General features: G+C 49.4%; 17 protein-coding genes. 2 read left to right on the top strand and 15 right to left on the bottom strand.

The annotated features are described in order from the left end of the window. The 5 genes from ACE5KN_RS21560 to ACE5KN_RS21540 all read right to left on the bottom strand — a co-directional run. A partial coding sequence (locus ACE5KN_RS21560) for an alpha-helical endospore appendage domain-containing protein (protein ID WP_511215703.1) occupies positions 1-1,397 on the bottom strand: 1,397 nt, incomplete at its 3' end. 255 nt (positions 1,398-1,652) lie between these two features. Continuing rightward, positions 1,653-2,462, bottom strand: coding sequence for a glycosyltransferase family 2 protein (locus tag ACE5KN_RS21555; protein ID WP_375528630.1), 810 nt, complete (start codon positions 2,460-2,462; stop codon positions 1,653-1,655). Positions 2,463-2,539: 77 nt separating this feature from the next. Further along, complete coding sequence (locus ACE5KN_RS21550) at positions 2,540-2,755, bottom strand: hypothetical protein (protein ID WP_375528631.1); 216 nt, start codon at positions 2,753-2,755, stop codon at positions 2,540-2,542. 101 nt (positions 2,756-2,856) lie between these two features. After that, positions 2,857-4,416: a recombinase family protein gene (locus ACE5KN_RS21545; RefSeq protein ID WP_375528632.1), complete on the bottom strand. Its 1,560-nt coding sequence runs from the start codon at positions 4,414-4,416 to the stop codon at positions 2,857-2,859. A 245-nt stretch (positions 4,417-4,661) separates the two neighbouring features. Continuing rightward, on the bottom strand, positions 4,662-4,991 hold the full coding sequence (locus ACE5KN_RS21540) for a helix-turn-helix domain-containing protein (protein WP_375528633.1): 330 nt from the start codon (positions 4,989-4,991) through the stop codon (positions 4,662-4,664). Positions 4,992-5,239: 248 nt separating this feature from the next. On the opposite strand from ACE5KN_RS21540, the gene ACE5KN_RS21535 reads away from it, so the two are divergent. Next, positions 5,240-5,398: a Spo0E family sporulation regulatory protein-aspartic acid phosphatase gene (locus ACE5KN_RS21535; protein WP_375528634.1), complete on the top strand. Its 159-nt coding sequence runs from the start codon at positions 5,240-5,242 to the stop codon at positions 5,396-5,398. Positions 5,399-5,454: 56 nt separating this feature from the next. Here ACE5KN_RS21535 and ACE5KN_RS21530 read toward each other — a convergent pair whose 3' ends face one another. The 9 genes from ACE5KN_RS21530 to ACE5KN_RS21490 all read right to left on the bottom strand — a co-directional run bounded on the left by ACE5KN_RS21530 (position 5,455) and on the right by ACE5KN_RS21490 (position 13,774). Next, on the bottom strand, positions 5,455-5,643 hold the full coding sequence (locus ACE5KN_RS21530) for a hypothetical protein (protein ID WP_375528635.1): 189 nt from the start codon (positions 5,641-5,643) through the stop codon (positions 5,455-5,457). A 221-nt stretch (positions 5,644-5,864) separates the two neighbouring features. Next, complete coding sequence (locus tag ACE5KN_RS21525; RefSeq protein WP_375528636.1) at positions 5,865-6,194, bottom strand: helix-turn-helix domain-containing protein; 330 nt, start codon at positions 6,192-6,194, stop codon at positions 5,865-5,867. A gap of 12 nt (positions 6,195-6,206) precedes the next feature. Further along, positions 6,207-6,683, bottom strand: coding sequence for a hypothetical protein (locus tag ACE5KN_RS21520; RefSeq protein WP_375528637.1), 477 nt, complete (start codon positions 6,681-6,683; stop codon positions 6,207-6,209). A gap of 392 nt (positions 6,684-7,075) precedes the next feature. Further along, positions 7,076-7,648, bottom strand: coding sequence for a hypothetical protein (locus tag ACE5KN_RS21515; protein WP_375533153.1), 573 nt, complete (start codon positions 7,646-7,648; stop codon positions 7,076-7,078). 295 nt (positions 7,649-7,943) lie between these two features. Next, on the bottom strand, positions 7,944-8,309 hold the full coding sequence (locus tag ACE5KN_RS21510; protein ID WP_375533152.1) for a hypothetical protein: 366 nt from the start codon (positions 8,307-8,309) through the stop codon (positions 7,944-7,946). A 199-nt stretch (positions 8,310-8,508) separates the two neighbouring features. Continuing rightward, on the bottom strand, positions 8,509-8,973 hold the full coding sequence (locus tag ACE5KN_RS21505) for a hypothetical protein (RefSeq protein WP_375528640.1): 465 nt from the start codon (positions 8,971-8,973) through the stop codon (positions 8,509-8,511). Between the two features lie 410 nt (positions 8,974-9,383). Beyond that, entirely contained in the window at positions 9,384-10,940 is a 1,557-nt protein-coding gene (locus tag ACE5KN_RS21500) for a recombinase family protein (RefSeq protein ID WP_375528641.1), read from the bottom strand. A 127-nt stretch (positions 10,941-11,067) separates the two neighbouring features. Next, entirely contained in the window at positions 11,068-12,627 is a 1,560-nt protein-coding gene (locus ACE5KN_RS21495) for a recombinase family protein (protein WP_375528642.1), read from the bottom strand. Continuing rightward, positions 12,569-13,774, bottom strand: a complete 1,206-nt coding sequence (locus ACE5KN_RS21490) for an alpha-helical endospore appendage domain-containing protein (protein WP_445993936.1) — start codon at positions 13,772-13,774, stop codon at positions 12,569-12,571. Before ACE5KN_RS21490 ends, ACE5KN_RS21495 begins: the two co-directional genes overlap by 59 nt. Positions 13,775-14,105: 331 nt before the next feature. On the opposite strand from ACE5KN_RS21490, the gene ACE5KN_RS21485 reads away from it, so the two are divergent. Further along, entirely contained in the window at positions 14,106-14,603 is a 498-nt protein-coding gene (locus tag ACE5KN_RS21485) for a DnaA N-terminal domain-containing protein (RefSeq protein ID WP_375528644.1), read from the top strand. A gap of 455 nt (positions 14,604-15,058) precedes the next feature. Here ACE5KN_RS21485 and ACE5KN_RS21480 read toward each other — a convergent pair whose 3' ends face one another. Then, entirely contained in the window at positions 15,059-15,559 is a 501-nt protein-coding gene (locus ACE5KN_RS21480) for a nucleotidyltransferase domain-containing protein (RefSeq protein WP_375528645.1), read from the bottom strand. Positions 15,560-15,773 lie beyond the last annotated feature (214 nt).

The following is a 15,773-nucleotide window of genomic DNA, read 5'->3' as shown; positions in this document are numbered from 1 at the left end:
GTTGCTCCTGTCGCCCCGGTTGCTCCCGTTGCTCCGGTGGCCCCAGTTGCCCCTGTCGAGCCTGTTGCTCCGGTGGCTCCCGTGTCCCCGGTTGCCCCTGTCGCTCCGGTTGCCCCGGTTGCCCCTGTTGAGCCTGTTGCTCCTGTCGCTCCCGTGTCCCCGGTGGCCCCAGTTGCCCCTGTCGAGCCTGTTGCTCCGGTGGCCCCAGTTGCTCCTGTCGCCCCGGTTGCTCCCGTTGCTCCGGTGGCCCCAGTTGCCCCTGTCGAGCCTGTTGCTCCGGTGGCTCCCGTGTCCCCGGTTGCCCCTGTCGCTCCGGTTGCCCCGGTTGCCCCTGTTGAGCCTGTTGCTCCTGTCGCTCCCGTGTCCCCGGTTGCCCCTGTTGCTCCGGTCGAACCTGTTGCTCCGGTGGCCCCAGTTGCTCCTGTCGCCCCGGTTGCTCCCGTTGCTCCGGTGGCCCCAGTTGCCCCTGTTGCTCCGGCGTCTCCCGTTGCTCCTGTCGCTCCTGTGGCTCCTGTGGCTCCGGTCGGGCCTGTTACTCCCACTCCCGTCGCTCCGGTTGCACCAGTTCCGCCTGTCGCTCCGGTATCACCCGTTGCCCCTGTCGCTCCCGCGTCACCCGTTGCTCCTGTCGCACCTGTCGCTCCCGCGTCACCTGTCGCACCTGTCGCGCCTGTCGCACCTGTCGCGCCTGTTGCTCCAGTCGCTCCTACACCGGTTGCTCCCGTTGCACCGGTAGGGCCTGTTACTCCTATTCCCGTCGCTCCTGTCGCGCCAGCTGGACCTGTAGCTCCGGTTGCACCTGCGGAACCTGTTGTACCTGTTGCTCCTTTCAGACTGTCAATGAACTCCTGCGTCGTTCCGGTGTAGCCCAGCTGAATCCAGATTTGATACGCAGATAAACCCGGTGCTCCTGTCGGACCCGTTGGACCAGGGGCCCCTGATGCTCCGGTTGCTCCCGGCAAACCGGTTGGCCCAGTTGCTCCTGTCGAACCCGTTGCTCCCGCCGGACCAGTCGCACCTATCGAACCTGTTGGACCCGTTATACCTACTGGTATCTCTCCACCGCCTGTCGGGCCGGTTGGACCGGGCGGCCCGACAAGATTGGTAGCTGTCAAAGCCATTTCCAGTTTGTTGCTCAGCACAAAGTCTTTATTGACCGTTTCTTGAAGCGTTTTCCGAATGCTTTCATTTACGGCCAATATATCACTAATCGTTGCGGGTGGTGCTGATACACCAGGCAATGTCCCCAGTACATACTGAAGCTTCTCGCCTTCCGCATTCAATATATGACTGAGCCCCAGTTCTTCCATCGCTATTGAGGCAACGATTAATGATATGGCATCATCTCTTGTAATTGTGATCGTTGGCGTAATATTAGGCAGATTGGCTTGAGACACTCATACCTCCCCTTTCATCTTTGATAATCCAACATATTCGCCCTCATGGTCGGCAGTGTTGGGCAAACGCTCGGTTTTGTCTCCTTATTAAAAAATAGGTGCACCCCTTCTTGATCAGGTGTTACTGATAGAACCGGAAGAACCTCCAAAAAAGTCCGCATCATGAGGAGCACCATGATGCGGGCTTTTTTTGATACTCGTTTCTTTTCGGGCAACTCGTTTCAGTTCAGGACCGTATCCCTTCGGCCTGTTTCTTCAGCTGCTGGTATCCACCTTTTCCGGCAAACCTGCAAGGTGGTAGAAATGCTGTTCAACATTCTTCTCTGCAAAGTCCTGAGCTGTATCAACGAAGGTAATCGCCCCGTAACAACGCCGGTTGTCAATATATTGAGGAATCCCGGCTTTTCTCAACCCGTCGCTGAAGATTACGTACTCATAGCGATAGCTATCATCGTCGTATTGCACATATTCCAGAACTTCCTGGCGGATGAAATACGTACAATGAATGACATCCACCTGAATCAATCCTCTAACCTGTCCGGAGAAAACATCATAGTACTGGGTGTTCACTTCTAAATATCCGTTCGCATCGGCCTTATGATGATAATTGGAATAGGTGCTTTCCAGGGCATCAGCGTTTCTCAAGAAAGGTCCGATCACAGGCATTCCCGTTTCAAACAAGCTTTCAACCGTATCCGGCGCGATGAAATTGTCGCAATCTGCCACAAAATAATGCGTGCCTCTGTCCAGCGCCCACTGTACGGATTCCTGACGGAGTCTTCCCAATACTTTGAACTTGAGGGAGTTCCATTCATGCGGACTGTAATCCTGCACCGGCTCTTCCACATCACTGTCGTCGAAGTAGACCTCGTGATAAAGGTCCTTCACCCGGGCGGCCCATGCCTTCAGGACTTCGGCCGTTTCATCATTATTGTTGTTCGTCCGGATATAGAGATTGATGCTTGAGGAGGGATAAGTTTGCTGTTCAATCATATTTAAATACAGGGGTAAAGCATGCGCTTTATCCTTGGCCAGGATGGCAATCGTTATGAATTCCCGGGACATTCGGCAATCTCTCCTTCATCAAGATACGATAACCGCTCAAGCTGCCAACGATTCCGTGTGTTGTTATCTTTAACAGCCTATGCCCGGGAAGAGGGAATGTTACCAGCCTGACAAGGGGGTTCTTGCTCATGCTGGCGATGATCCGCCTTCACCATTTGGCGTCCGGCGGTCTTCACATATAAGTTGATGAATGCATGTGCCATCAAATGAATATCGGGTTCATTCAGTTCCACACCGTATCCTTCCGGTCTGATGACATTCTTATGCTGTACATGTCCATTGTGTTCCCCCATGATGCTGCTCCTCCCCTTGTGTTGTAGTACAGTGTATGAGGAGAAAGTCCGTCCGATTCCATGCACACGCAGGGAGCAGCAATGAATCACGATGAATCGGCCTAAACATATTCGATGGTGTACCTGAACGGGTATTCCTGGCGTTCTTTGTCCCATGTGGGTTTCGTGCTGATATCCTCCGGGATGATTCTTGTGTAGTAGATCCGTTTAATAAATTGCTTCAAAGTCTCGTTCTGTTCTTCCGCAGTCTGGTATGTAAAATCATCAAGCAGTCTAAGGATACAGTACAGTCTCTCTGGATGCGCTGTCATTTCCATGGCCTGCATTTGCCCGCAAAGCTCCTTTCGGGTTTGCTCCAAGGCTTGCTGCCGGCTCATCAGCGTCTCTTTCTTCATCCTTAATTCATCCTCGGTAAAGATTCCCTTCACTGCAAGCTCGATCAATTTGTCCTGCTGCTGATCACACTCGTGAAGCTGCTGCTCTACGTGGTCCATGCGTTTCTGAAGATCCAATCTGGCGGCCGACAACTCATCCTGATGCAGAAGCTCCAGTTCTTTCCGCAGCCGCCCTCTGTAAGCCTGAACCTTCATCACTACCTCTTCTTCCATGAAAGACAGCTTCATCCCGCGATTCATGCACCTCTCTGTACTTTCTGGCAAACGGTAGCCACAAGCCTTGATAAAATAAATACCGCTTCTTGCCCTCCTGAACGCCAGCTTTCTCCCGCATACGCCGCAGAACAGCAAGTCCTTAAGCATCGCAGTCCCTAATGTGGCAGCGGGCTTTTCACGCAATCCCCAGCTCTTCAAGCCTCGCTCCATCCTTTCCCGATTGGCTTGCTCCCATTGCTCCGGATCTATGATGGCCGGATGGGCGTGATCTGTCACTATCGTATCGAGTATCTTGTAGGTGTATCTGCCGTGCTCTTTGACCCGTTTACGGTTGTGATAGACTATCGTTCCCTTGTAGACCGGATTCTTGATAATCCTCCTCACCGTGGTCGGATGGAACACATTTGACCGCTTCGGCTTAAGGCCATCCAGGTTCAGCATATCCACAATCCTGCGACTGCCCAGGCCATCACAATACAGCTTGAAGATGTACCGCACCACTTCAGCTTCAGGTTCATAAATCTCAAGCCGCCTGGTTTTGGGGTTCCGTCTGTAACCGTACGCCGGGCTGCCGCTAATATGCTCCCCGCGCCGCGCGCGCTGCATTTTATTGACCCTGTTCCTCCGGCCCATCATCTCATATTCCATTGCGGCGAACATGGAGCTTACATCATACAGTACACGGTCCTCCTGTGAATTGGACAAGTCAAACGTCTGTGAGGGAGTGATGATCTTGATATCGTGATCTATGCACAGCTGCTTGATGTACTGCGATACCAATCCGTTGCGTGAAAGCCGGTCCAGCGATATGGCGAATACAGCTTGATAACGTTCAATGTTATCGATCAGCCTCTGAAGCTGGGGACGCGCCTTCAGCTCATGCTTGCCGCCACTGACAATCTCTTCATACACTTCAACCCTGCAGCCTTGCTCACGGCAAAATTCGAACATGATCTCACGGTGATTCTGCAAAGTGTCTTCGTCTTCTCCCTTGTCACGTGAGATACGCAGATAGATGGCACCGAATAGGCCGATCTTGGTACCATTCACGGCGTGTATCAGCCCCTTTGCGTGCGTGATACGTTTCGACTGTTCAGGCCCTCCATACGTACATTGAACAATAGGTTGGAGTGACAAACACCCTTATTTGACGTCTGGGGGCCTATTTTAATTCTATTAGGGGAGTTAGCAAATTAGCACAATCTTTTCGGGACATATGTTCGTCTGGATTTATACGCAGACCAGATTTGCATTTGGACACAAAAAAAACCACTCGTTATTAGGAATGAGTGGGCTTACGAACGGAACATAATTGTGAGAATTTCAAGCGCCTTGCGTTGATCCGTCTCGCTTTGCCCCATTAACAGGGCCGCAGCTTCCAGAACCGTGTCGCTCAAATCAACTCCTTGATATTCACTGAGGGATAACAATGCGGATAAGCGGACCCCAAGCGCATTCGCGATTTTCTCGAGTGTTTGTATTTTGACGTTATATTCTCCGCGTTCGATTTTACCAATGTAGGAAAAATTGGTGCCAACCAACTCCGCAAGCTGCTCCTGCGTCAATCCTTTTAATTTCCGAAAGGCCCGAATTCTACGGCCGATTCTTTTTAAAGTGTGCTCCATGTACACGCTCCATTATCTCTGTATTAACTAAAGTGTAGACAAATGGAGTCAAATAATTCAGGTATATATATGGACAATAAAATTAATATATTGTCTCTACATGGACTATTTTGTATAATTAAATCATCATCCGTCGATAAGGAGCAGCCTACAGACCAGCCATAACGACCAGCGAAGAACAGTCTTACGAGTGTACAGGCTGTTCTTTTTCATTCCGGCTAATAAGCGATGCTGAAAGGGAGAAGGTCATGGAGAATCTGAAGCAGGAAATCGAACAGAAAAGACGCGAATTGGTGATGCTGGCGGATGAAAAAGGCTTCCTCGCACCGGAGGTGCTGCAAAAATCCCAGGAGCTGGATCAGCTGCTTGTCCAGTTTTACCGGGGAACGCTGCTCCTGAGAAACTAAGTAGATGCGGGATATTTATTTTATGGAAGGAGTGATGAAATGTCAGGATTGCTGATTTATCTCCTAAAAGCTTCTTCGAAACATTCTTTGATGAACTGACTGTTTTTCAGTCGGCTAGCCCGCTGCTCCCGAATCACCTGCGTGGCGCTTTTTTTAGAAGGCGCAAACAAAAGAGCATCTTTCGGCTGCGAACCTACCGCCTCTGATACAACACCATTTTTTGAAACATATACCTTAGTTGTCATGTCGCATCCCTCCTATTAAAAGTAAAAGAACTCGCTTATTCCAATCTCCCTATCATCCCTCACCTAAAGGAATGGGCTTTCTCGGTCGATCAATCTGTAGACGTCTGAGCCTATCTCTTTATCTATTCTATGAAGATGTTAAACGATATAGTACACGCTGTCACAGGGATAGTCCTACGAGTTTTGCAGCTCTTGCTGCTGTCCGATGAAACGAAATCTCGTTATGTACCGAACAGGACTTTGAGAATATCAACCGCCTTGCGTTGATCAGTCTCACTTTGCTCCAGTAACAGGGCCACAGCTTCTATCACCGTGTCGCTCATATCGATGCCTTTGCCATCCCCGTCGGAAATTAGCTCGGATAAGCTGACTCCAAGTGCATTCGCAATCTTTTCAAGCGTTTGTATGTTGACGTTATATTCTCCACGTTCGATGTTGCCGATCTGGGAAAAATGGATGCCGACCAACTCCGCAAGCTGCTCCTGCGTCCATCCTTTCCATTTTCGATATTGCCGGATGTTACGGCCAATCCTCGTTAACGTGTGCTCCATGTGCCGCTCCATTTAGAAAATGGATTGATAGCGCGTTGACGGGTCATCTGTAATCCTGGTTGACAGAAGATACAGGATCTCATCGGTTCTTCTTAACAAGCGGTTTACGTTTTTCTTCTTCATTTTAGAGATCTGCTCTCTTTCCAGATTGGAAGCCAAATATTGAACCGTCCCGATAAAAATGACCACATCCAATGCTGGCGAAGTTTCGGAATGCAGCAGATGCAGAAGCTCTTCCATAGGTAAAGTTCGTTTTGGAAAAGGTTTGTTGTTTTCTTTGATGTAGAGGGCATGAAGCATGGAAGTAAGAGCCCGTTCGCAGTAGATCAGACTGGGTATAGGCTGGTTATGATTATAAAAAATCATGGCAAGTTTGATATGGTATTGAGACAACTTATGAAAGCGTTCTATAGGTGTTAAATGACTATCTTCGAGTGTTCCACACGTTGCAGCCTCCGTTTTGTGTTCCATCAAGGAGTGTAAATCCATGGTCATCATTCCTCCCGAAATATCGAATATTCACCTCATTGCTATACTTTATCAAAGAGGTGTATAAATTTCTTGCGTCTCTCTTTAATCATAAGTTTAGAGTAAGATTCAAATAGAATTAACATACTGATAGTAAGTTAATTGAATGTAAAACTACTATATAGTAATATTCACTTGTTTATAAAGGATTTTCCCAAGAGGCGTTGGCTGAATTGGCCGGGTTTAATCCGAGTTACATGGGATTTGTAGAACGTGCAGAGAGGAATGTTTCTTTGATGAATTTCACCAAATCATATAGCCGCCCTCTATGATCATGAATACATCCAAAGGGCGGCAAGATAAGCTATCGAGCTCCCTGCCCTTTCCCGCTAGGAAGCCGATCCTATTTTAGGTTAAGCCAACTTAACAACATTGATATTAGCACTAAGAAAATCATTGGGTTCCCCTGATAGGTTTATACTCCGAAGATCCAAGGTACTGGGTGAGGTTGTCTGAAAAATAACGGTGCTGCTCAAATTGGTAATGCCATCGGGAACGGAGGCACCAGGTACTGGCTGAACTCTTGCAACAGAACCATTGATTACATTGCCATTCAGATATAATCCCGCTCCTGCCTCCCCACTAGGAGAAGTAATGGGACGGGCAAGGTACGTTGCCTCATAAGTTTGATTCGGCGCCAGCGAAACAATGCCTGTCGTCGGATCATACTGGATGGCAGTACCACTATTTGTGAGAATGTTAGGAAAAATAATGGTGGCGCCATTATTAACACCATTGACCCGGTTCACCAGATACGCACTTAGATTATTTGCCGTCACCGTCGGGCCGGTAGGACCTGTCACTCCCGTCATCCCAGTGGCGCCTGTCGCCCCCGTGACGCCTGTTGCCCCCGTCGGGAAATCATGGCTTCCTATTTGACGTCTGAACCCAGAAAAGCCCGTGATTTCAGGCTTCCCGGCGATCATGAGGGGCTTTCGTCCGCCAGATCTGCATCTCAGCCGAAGGGCAGTTTAATTTTGCAGACGTCACGTATTTGCGTCAGTTATTGATTTTAATCAGCAGCTGCTGACGTGTCGAATTTATCCTGCCTCAAGTTCGCTGGGGCAGCACTGTGTGGATAACAGTTCATTGCGGGAGCGGCTCTTTGCCTCCGAAGGATGATTCCGTACAATTTTTTGCTTATAGTTCGGAATAATGGAAAATAGCCACCCTCCAGGACCATATCCGTCTGAAGGGGGGCGTGGCTGACTGCTCGGTCTGTTAGGCCAGTTTAACCACACTTACTTGTGTCTCAGCATATGTTGTCGGGTTATTGAGATTGACAAGCTGTAAGGTATTCGGGGGAATCGTCGTTCCGAGAATGGTACAGCCAGACAAAGTAACATATTTACCAGGTGTATCGCCTGAAATCGCGCCAGTAACAAATAGTCTGGTTGTTCCATTTAACACTAAATCCACTGCGACATCACCTACACTATTGACGAGCGCTTTCGTAGTATAGCAGGCTTGATAAGTCTGATTAGGAGCTAAAGTGATATCCGTTGATCCAGGTGTATGCGTGATTGCCGTACCATTTGAAACAAAATTACTTCCAAGAGGAATCGCCTGATTCACCCCAATAGACATGAGGGCGTTTGGAGTGAATGTGGTAAGATTATTCGCTGTCACTGTTGGACCAGTAGGGCCTGTTACGCCTGTATCGCCTGTAGCTCCGGTTGTCCCTGTGACGCCTGTTGCACCACTCGGGAATTCATGGTTCCATATTTGACGTCCGGGCCTGAAAAGCGCATGTTTTCATTGCGTACGATTCAACTCCCTGCAACCTCTATTGAAGTTTGACTACACTCATTCCGGCGTTTGCCCAGTTAATAGAGAAAGGACCATCGGCGTCAACACTGCCAACTTCGAGGGCCAGCGTTCCCGGAGTTGGACCGGTTTGAATTATCGTACTCCCGCTGAGAGCTTGAAAAGCCGTACCAGCGGGTATTCCTGTAGTATAGTTGAGAGAAGGGTTAGGGCCTGCTATTGTACCGTTTAATGTTGGGAAGATTGTAAATTGATAGTTTGTTGAACCTGCAGGAGCCGCACCTATATTAGGATTTGCTTGATAGGTAACAGAATACGTCTGATTCGGTGCTAAAGTGACATCGCTAGTGGTCGTGCCAGAGGTAGCGGCAGAGGTAATGGCAGTGCCATTTGAGACACCAAAGTTAAACAGAATATTTCCGCCACTAGGTATGACGTGTCCTCCGGGAGTGATATCTGAGACCGTTAGGTTATTCGCGGTCACCGTAGGTCCGGTTACTCCCGTCACGCCTGTTGCGCCCGTCGGGCCGGTCGACCCAGTTGCGCCAGTTGCGCCACTCGGGAAATCGTGGCTTCTTATTTAACGTCTCAGCCAGAGAAGCCGTGACATCAGGTTTTTAGAGGTCTGAGAGACTCCCGCCTGCCCGATCCGCACTCCACCCCGATGGGCAGTTTAAATGTATTAATTGCACTTATTTGCGTCATTATTATTTTAATAATCAAAACACGCCGATTTCGAATAACCCTGGTGTATCCACTGGCACAGCACAGATGTCGAACACTGCGTATTAGACAAGCTAATTGCAATCCCCTTATTTGACGTCTGAAGGGCTTTTGACAGGGGCAATCGTATATGAGCTGCCCTGGCCTATTGGCGTTGTCTTCAGAGAAGACTTAGAAATACTCGATGGTATAACTGAAGGGGTGGGCTTGACGCTTCGTGTTCCGGGTGGACAGCTTCCGGACTTCCTCCGGCATGGTCCTCATATAGCGGATTCGTTTCACGAACTTCTTCAAGGCCTCGTTCTGCTCCTCTGCCGTCTGGTATTGAAACTCGTCGAGCAGTCGGATTGTTTGCGTCAGGCGGTCTGTAAAAGGCTGTTCATCCATGTCCTGCATTTGCTGCAGTACCTTCTCCCTCGTGTCCAGCAGCATCTGGCCTTGTTCCACCAGAGTCTGCCTCTTGCTGTCAAGCTCTTCACTTGAGAAGATCCCGGACAGTCCCAGCTGTAAGAGCTTCGACTGCTTCCGTTCGTTTTCCTTAAGCTCCGCTGTAATCCGCGCCAGAGACTCTCGATGGCCGACAGAGATGCTTTCGAGCTCCTGCTGCTGCAGAAGCTGAAGGTGGGCCTGCAGCCGCTGCTTGTGGGCCTGAATCTTCGATACCACTTCTTCTTCGAGGAACTTCAGCCTCATTCCCCGGTTATAACATTTCTCTATACCATCAGGCAGCTCATAACCACAAGGTTTGATTGTGTATACGCCGTGCCTTTCCCTGCGGATGACAAGCTTTCTGCCGCATATCCCGCAGAACAGAAGGTCCTTGAGCATCGTGGTCCCTGTTTTGTCGGCAGGCTTCTCGCGGATGATTACGGTCTGCTCCCCGGGTTTCACACGCTGCCGATTGACCATCTCCCACTCCTCCGGCCAAATGATGGCGGGATGGGCATGCTCCGTAATGACGGTCTCCAGCAGCTTGTACCTGTACTCCCCGTTTTCCTTGATGCGCTTGCGATTCTGAAAGACCACAGTCCCTTTGTATACGGGATTCTTGAGAATCCTCCCGATGGTTGAAGGACAGAAGCTGTTCGACTTCGCAGACTTATAGCCTTCGCGCTTCAAAATGTCCGCAATTTTACGATTGCCAAAGCCTTCCTGATACAGCTTGAAAATGTACCGTATCACCTTGGCCTCAGGCTCATAAATTTCGAGTCTTCTTGTGTCCGGATTCCGTCTGTATCCATACGCAGGCTTTCCCACTACATATTCTCCTCGCCTGGCTCGCTGGATTTTATTGATCTTGTTTCTGCGGCCCATCATTTCATATTCCATCGTGGCAAATATCGAGCTCACATCATACAGCAGACGGTCCTCCTGCGAGCCCGCCAGGTCAAATGTCTGGGAAGGGGTGATGATTTTAATTCGGTGCTCTATGCAAAGCTGCTTGATCTGCTGCGACACCAGACCATTACGCGAGAGACGGTCCAGAGACACCGCGAAAATGGCCTGATATCGTTCAATATTGTCAATCAGCCGCTGCAGCTCGGGGCGTGCTTCCAGATTGTGCTTGCCCCCGCTCACTATTTCCTCGTACAGCTCAAATGTATAATCATGTTCAGCGCAAAACTCCTGCATGAGCTCACGATGGTTCTGCAGCGTGTCTTCGTTCTCCCCCTTATCCCGTGAAATGCGCAAGTAAGTGGCTCCAAAGATCCCGGCTTCTTCATTCATGATGCTCGGCCTCCCATCTGTCCCTCCCGGTTTGCCCTGAAGCTATTCGGGGCTGTCGCAGCAGCTTGGTTACTACCACTGCTATAAATCTATGTTCTTGGCTGAAATATAAGAACAATTGATATATTCAAAAGTACTCAATCGTGTAGCTGAATGGATATTCCTCGCGCTCACGGCTTCTTTCATGCAAAGCCCGGATGTCATCCGGCAGCACCCTGGTAAAGTTGATCCGCCGGATGAACTGCTTCAATGTGATGTTCTGTTCTTCAGGCATCTGGAAGGCGAACTCATCCAGCAAATTCATGATGCCGTCTACCAGCTTCATCCCGGGGGAGGCTTCGAGCTCCTGTAATTGCCGCAGTGCCGTATCTTTCTGTTCCCGCAATGAATGCTCCTGGTTCAGCAGCCTTTCTTTTGCAGCCTTCAACTCCTCATGCGGAAAAACCTTTTTCAGTGCCATATCCAGTAAATTGGCCTGCTGCTTCCGATTTTCATCTATCTGATTTTCCAGGTGAACGAGCCGCTCCTCCAGTTCGGAGCGTATATGTAGAGAATCACGCCGCTGCAGATGCTCCAGTGCTTCCTGCAGCTGCTGGCGGTATGCCTGGATTGTTAATACCATTTCTTCTTCCATGAACTTCAGCTTCATCCCGTGATTCCCGCACTTCTCCCCGCTGTTCGGCAGCAGAGATTCGCAGCGCCTGATGAAATAACCTCTGTTTCTTTCTTTCTTGATAACAAGCTTCCTTCCGCATACCCCGCAGTAGAGCAGGTCTTTCAGCATGCTAGCGCCCGACTTGGCAGCGGTTTTCTCGCGGAGAATCATAGCCTGTGCGCCGCGCTGCGCACGCTCCCGGTTGGCCAGATCCCACTCTTCGTGGGGAATGATGGCGGGATGGGCGTTGTCCGTAATAATCGTATCCGCCACCTTGTAGCTGTACTTGCCTTTTTCCTTGACACGCTCACGGTCATGCAGTACAAGACGCCCTTTGTAGACCGGATTTTCAAGCATCCTCCTTACGTTGCAGGGCCGGAAGCTGTGACCACGCCGGGGTTTATAACCTTCACTGTTGAGTATGTCGGCAATTTTCCGGTTGCCCAAGCCTTCGTTGTGAAGCTTGAAGATATAACGTACAACCGCTGCTTCCGGTTCATAGATTTCCAGCTTATGAGTTGCCTTGTTTCTTCTGTAGCCATATGCGGGTTGGCCGACGACGTGCTCCCCGCGCCGGGCCCGCTGCAATCTATTGTATTTGTTCCTGCGCCCGATCATTTCGTATTCCAGCGTGGCGAACATGGAGCTTACGTCATACAGCAGCCGGTCTTCCTGGGAATTGGACAAGTCGAAGGTCTGTGAGGGGGTGATAATCTTGATATCGTAGTCGATGCACATCTGCTTGATTTGCTGGGATACCAGCCCGTTGCGTGAAAGCCGGTCCAGGGATACGGTGAAAATCGCTTCGTATTTTTCAATATTAGCCAACATCTGCTGCAGCTGCGGCCTTTCCTCAATCTCGTATTTCCCTCCACTTACAATTTCTTCATACATTTCATAACCGTACCCGTTCTGTCGGCAGAACTCCTCCATCATTTCGCGATGATTCTGCAAGGTATCCTCGTTTTCGCCTTTATCTCGTGAAATACGCAGATAGGTTGCTCCGAAAATCGTTGCAGGGGTATCGTTCATACGTGATGGCCGCCTCCCTCTGTGATCTCGTCCGAAGCTGCCGGAATGATCTCCTGTAGCCAATAAATGAAAACAACGGACCCGTTGCTCCTGTTACACCAGTGTCACCTGTAGCCCCTGTGGCACCAGTATCGCCTGTAGCCCCTGTGGCACCAGTATCACCTGTAGCCCCTGTGGCACCGGTATCTCCCGTTGCTCCGGTTGGTCCGGTCGAGCCTGTGGCGCCAGTGGAGCCTGTCGCTCCAGTGGAACCCGTCGCGCCGGTCGAGCCTGTCGCGCCGGTCGAGCCGGTTGCGCCGGTCGAGCCTGTTGCACCGGTCGAGCCGGTCGCTCCAGTCGAACCTGTTGCTCCAGTCGAGCCTGTTGCACCGGTCGAGCCGGTCGCTCCAGTCGAGCCTGTGGCGCCAGTCGAGCCTGTGGCGCCAGTCGAACCCGTTGCTCCAGTTGATCCTGTGGCGCCAGTCGAGCCTGTGGCGCCAGTCGAACCCGTTGCTCCAGTTGATCCTGTGGCGCCAGTCGAACCCGTTGCTCCAGTTGATCCTGTGGCGCCAGTCGAACCTGTTGCGCCGGTCGAACCTGTCGCGCCGCTTGAGCCTGTGGCTCCACTTGGACCCGTGGCTCCGGTTGCGCCCGTAGCTCCTGTCGGACCTGTCACTCCGATTCCAGTTGCACCTGTGGCACCGGTAGGACCTGTCGCGCCGGCTGCGCCTGGTGCACCGGGATTACCTGTGGGTCCTGTTGGACCTGGTGGACATGTTGGACACGTTCCTGTCGGCCCTACCGGACCTGTTGGACCGGTTGGTCCTCCCGGAGGTCCTGGAGGTCCCGGAGGACCCGTTGGCCCCACAAGATTGGTAGCGTCCAGCGCTGTTTCCAATTTGTTGCTCAGCACAAAATCTTTATTGATCGTTTCCTGCAGCGTTTTCCGGATGCTGTCATTGACAGCCAATATATCGCTGATCGTTGCGGGCGGCCCTGATACGCCCGGCAAGGTCCCCAGCACATATTGAAGCTTCTCACCCTCCGCATTCAAAATGTGACTGAGCCCCAGCTCCTCCATGGCTATGGAGGCGACGATTAACGATATGGCATCATCTCTTGTTATTGTGATCGTTGGCGTAATATTGGGCAGATTGGATTGTGACACTTCTATCTCCCCTTTCGGTTGTGATAGTCCAATATATTCAGCCCCTCTGCAGAAGTATTGAGGTTATCGTCCAGTTTTGTCCCATTTGCGAAAAATAGGCAGCCCGGAAACATAGGGAAATCATTCTGATAAGTTCAAATAAGTCATACCCTATTGAAAGACAGCACGGATTTTGCTTAAGCCAACTTGAATACACTCATCTGTACATTAGTATATGTGGAGTCTGCCTGAATGTTGTTCGAGTTAATAAATTTACAAACACTAACAATGAATTTACAAGTACGGATCAGTCACGTACACTATATTCTAATCATGGGGAGGAGGCTGGCGTATGAAGGACGACCAATTAAACCGTATAGAAGAAATGCTTCAAACTCTCATCACAATGGTTGAGGAAGGTAGCAATATTCTGAAGAGGATAGACGAGAGGATGGATAGAATGCTCTCCGTTAAATCTATTGAAACCGACTCTTCTATTCAGGATTTTACACAAAAAACGCAGCAAGACCCACCGGTTCCACTTAACGAGCGGGCTTTTATTCTATCGGAGACGAAGGAGATATCAGGGCATCATGATGCCGCGGAATGGTGGCTGCAAACCCTTGAAATTGTTAAAAAAACGGTTGAACCAGTCTCCTTTCAAACTTGGTTCGAGAAAACCTCCGCGACGTTTGACGGTGAGATGATCGTGATCACCTGCCCCACCCCTTTCGCGCAGGAATGGCTTTATGCCCGCTACTCCAACGTCATACTGCACGCAGTTGAACTGGCGACCGGGAATCCTGCCATAAAGATCGCGTTTCAGTCGTTGGAGAGCTCGTCGACATAATTCCGAAAAAGGGTGGGACAAACTAGAAAGGGCACAAATGTTTGTGTAACTGTGTTGAAATTGTTAATGGCCGGTCAGCTGGTTATAAAAATCCAACTGGCGTTGATTTAGAGAACAAGACCGTTTTTGAGAAATCTCAAGAAGAGGAGAAAGATTACTCTCATTTACGAAATCCCGTCTCTAGTGTTATCTTGGAGAATGCAGGTATTTTATCTCCCGAGCAGGAAAAACGAATGTTAGATTTTATTGAAGGTGATCGTGGATAGTAATCTTGGGCCAACAGCTCTAAGAGTATGCTTATCCTTTTTACAATATATTCTTAAGAGGAGAAAATCATTCCTTAAACCAGTTTAATTACATCTATAGCCGTGAACCCCATGCAGCAACGCCCTGAGTGTTTCGTAATTGTAAGATAGTATCTATCTGACTTATTAATTAAGACATTCATTTTCTCCTCAAACATCAAGAATAATTCCCTCCCTCACTATGTTATGTTGTAAGGAAGAAAGTTCGCCATCATCCCACTCACTCAACAAGGAAATGACAGCTGAAATGTGTTGTACACTATCATCATCAAGCAAAACCTCGAACAATGTATCAGAAACGATCCTACGAAACGGTGAGGCTTCCATACCTTTCCCTACCAACATAAGGTCGAGATCAGAATCCTCCCTAAAGTCGCCTCTAGCTCTGGAACCAAATAATATAACTTGTTCTAAATCAACTTTACCAGAAAGTTTTGCAATCAATTTTCTAACCGTACATATTTCTTCTTGCGTCAGCGTTGGAATCTCATCAATTTTAAATCTGGTTATGGTGTTAAGGCCAGGTCTAGAAAAGTTTGCAGATACTTCATTCTTTTCAAAATCTAATACAGAAGGATGTGTGTATCCATAACTTTTAAGCAAATCTTTAATTTGTCTTACTACGGATTCATCTACTTTATATTTTGCCAACTTAGCACCTCCCCGAGATCAATACATGATCAGTGATTAACTCCCTACTACAAATTGATTCTGGTCTCCTTAAGTATGCAAAAAAAGAGAAGTAAAGGCTACTATGAATGGATGTTCTACCGCTGACATGATGAAAATGACATCATCACGTGAGAGTCCTGCTGATCTGCAACCATCTATTGATTTTGCGCGATTTCTACGGATTCTGGAAAAT

The sequence above is a fragment of the Paenibacillus terreus genome (assembly GCF_042138595.1).
In the GTDB taxonomy this organism is placed as follows: domain Bacteria; phylum Bacillota; class Bacilli; order Paenibacillales; family Paenibacillaceae; genus Paenibacillus; species Paenibacillus terreus.
The sequence above is the reverse complement of the archived record's forward strand: the minus strand, read 5'-3'. Positions and strand labels throughout refer to the sequence as shown.

What these genes read in the sequence shown, in the direction of transcription:
- ACE5KN_RS21555 (WP_375528630.1), bottom strand. Translation starts at nt 2,462, where the DNA reads ATGTCCCGGGAATTCATAACGATTGCCATCCTGGCCAAGGATAAAGCG.
- ACE5KN_RS21550 (WP_375528631.1), bottom strand. Translation starts at nt 2,755, where the DNA reads ATGGGGGAACACAATGGACATGTACAGCATAAGAATGTCATCAGACCG.
- ACE5KN_RS21540 (WP_375528633.1), bottom strand. Translation starts at nt 4,991, where the DNA reads ATGGAGCACACTTTAAAAAGAATCGGCCGTAGAATTCGGGCCTTTCGG.
- ACE5KN_RS21535 (WP_375528634.1), top strand. Translation starts at nt 5,240, where the DNA reads ATGGAGAATCTGAAGCAGGAAATCGAACAGAAAAGACGCGAATTGGTG.
- ACE5KN_RS21530 (WP_375528635.1), bottom strand. Translation starts at nt 5,643, where the DNA reads ATGACAACTAAGGTATATGTTTCAAAAAATGGTGTTGTATCAGAGGCG.
- ACE5KN_RS21525 (WP_375528636.1), bottom strand. Translation starts at nt 6,194, where the DNA reads ATGGAGCACACGTTAACGAGGATTGGCCGTAACATCCGGCAATATCGA.
- ACE5KN_RS21520 (WP_375528637.1), bottom strand. Translation starts at nt 6,683, where the DNA reads ATGGATTTACACTCCTTGATGGAACACAAAACGGAGGCTGCAACGTGT.
- ACE5KN_RS21515 (WP_375533153.1), bottom strand. Translation starts at nt 7,648, where the DNA reads ATGATCGCCGGGAAGCCTGAAATCACGGGCTTTTCTGGGTTCAGACGT.
- ACE5KN_RS21510 (WP_375533152.1), bottom strand. Translation starts at nt 8,309, where the DNA reads ATGTCTATTGGGGTGAATCAGGCGATTCCTCTTGGAAGTAATTTTGTT.
- ACE5KN_RS21500 (WP_375528641.1), bottom strand. Translation starts at nt 10,940, where the DNA reads ATGAATGAAGAAGCCGGGATCTTTGGAGCCACTTACTTGCGCATTTCA.
- ACE5KN_RS21495 (WP_375528642.1), bottom strand. Translation starts at nt 12,627, where the DNA reads ATGAACGATACCCCTGCAACGATTTTCGGAGCAACCTATCTGCGTATT.
- ACE5KN_RS21485 (WP_375528644.1), top strand. Translation starts at nt 14,106, where the DNA reads ATGAAGGACGACCAATTAAACCGTATAGAAGAAATGCTTCAAACTCTC.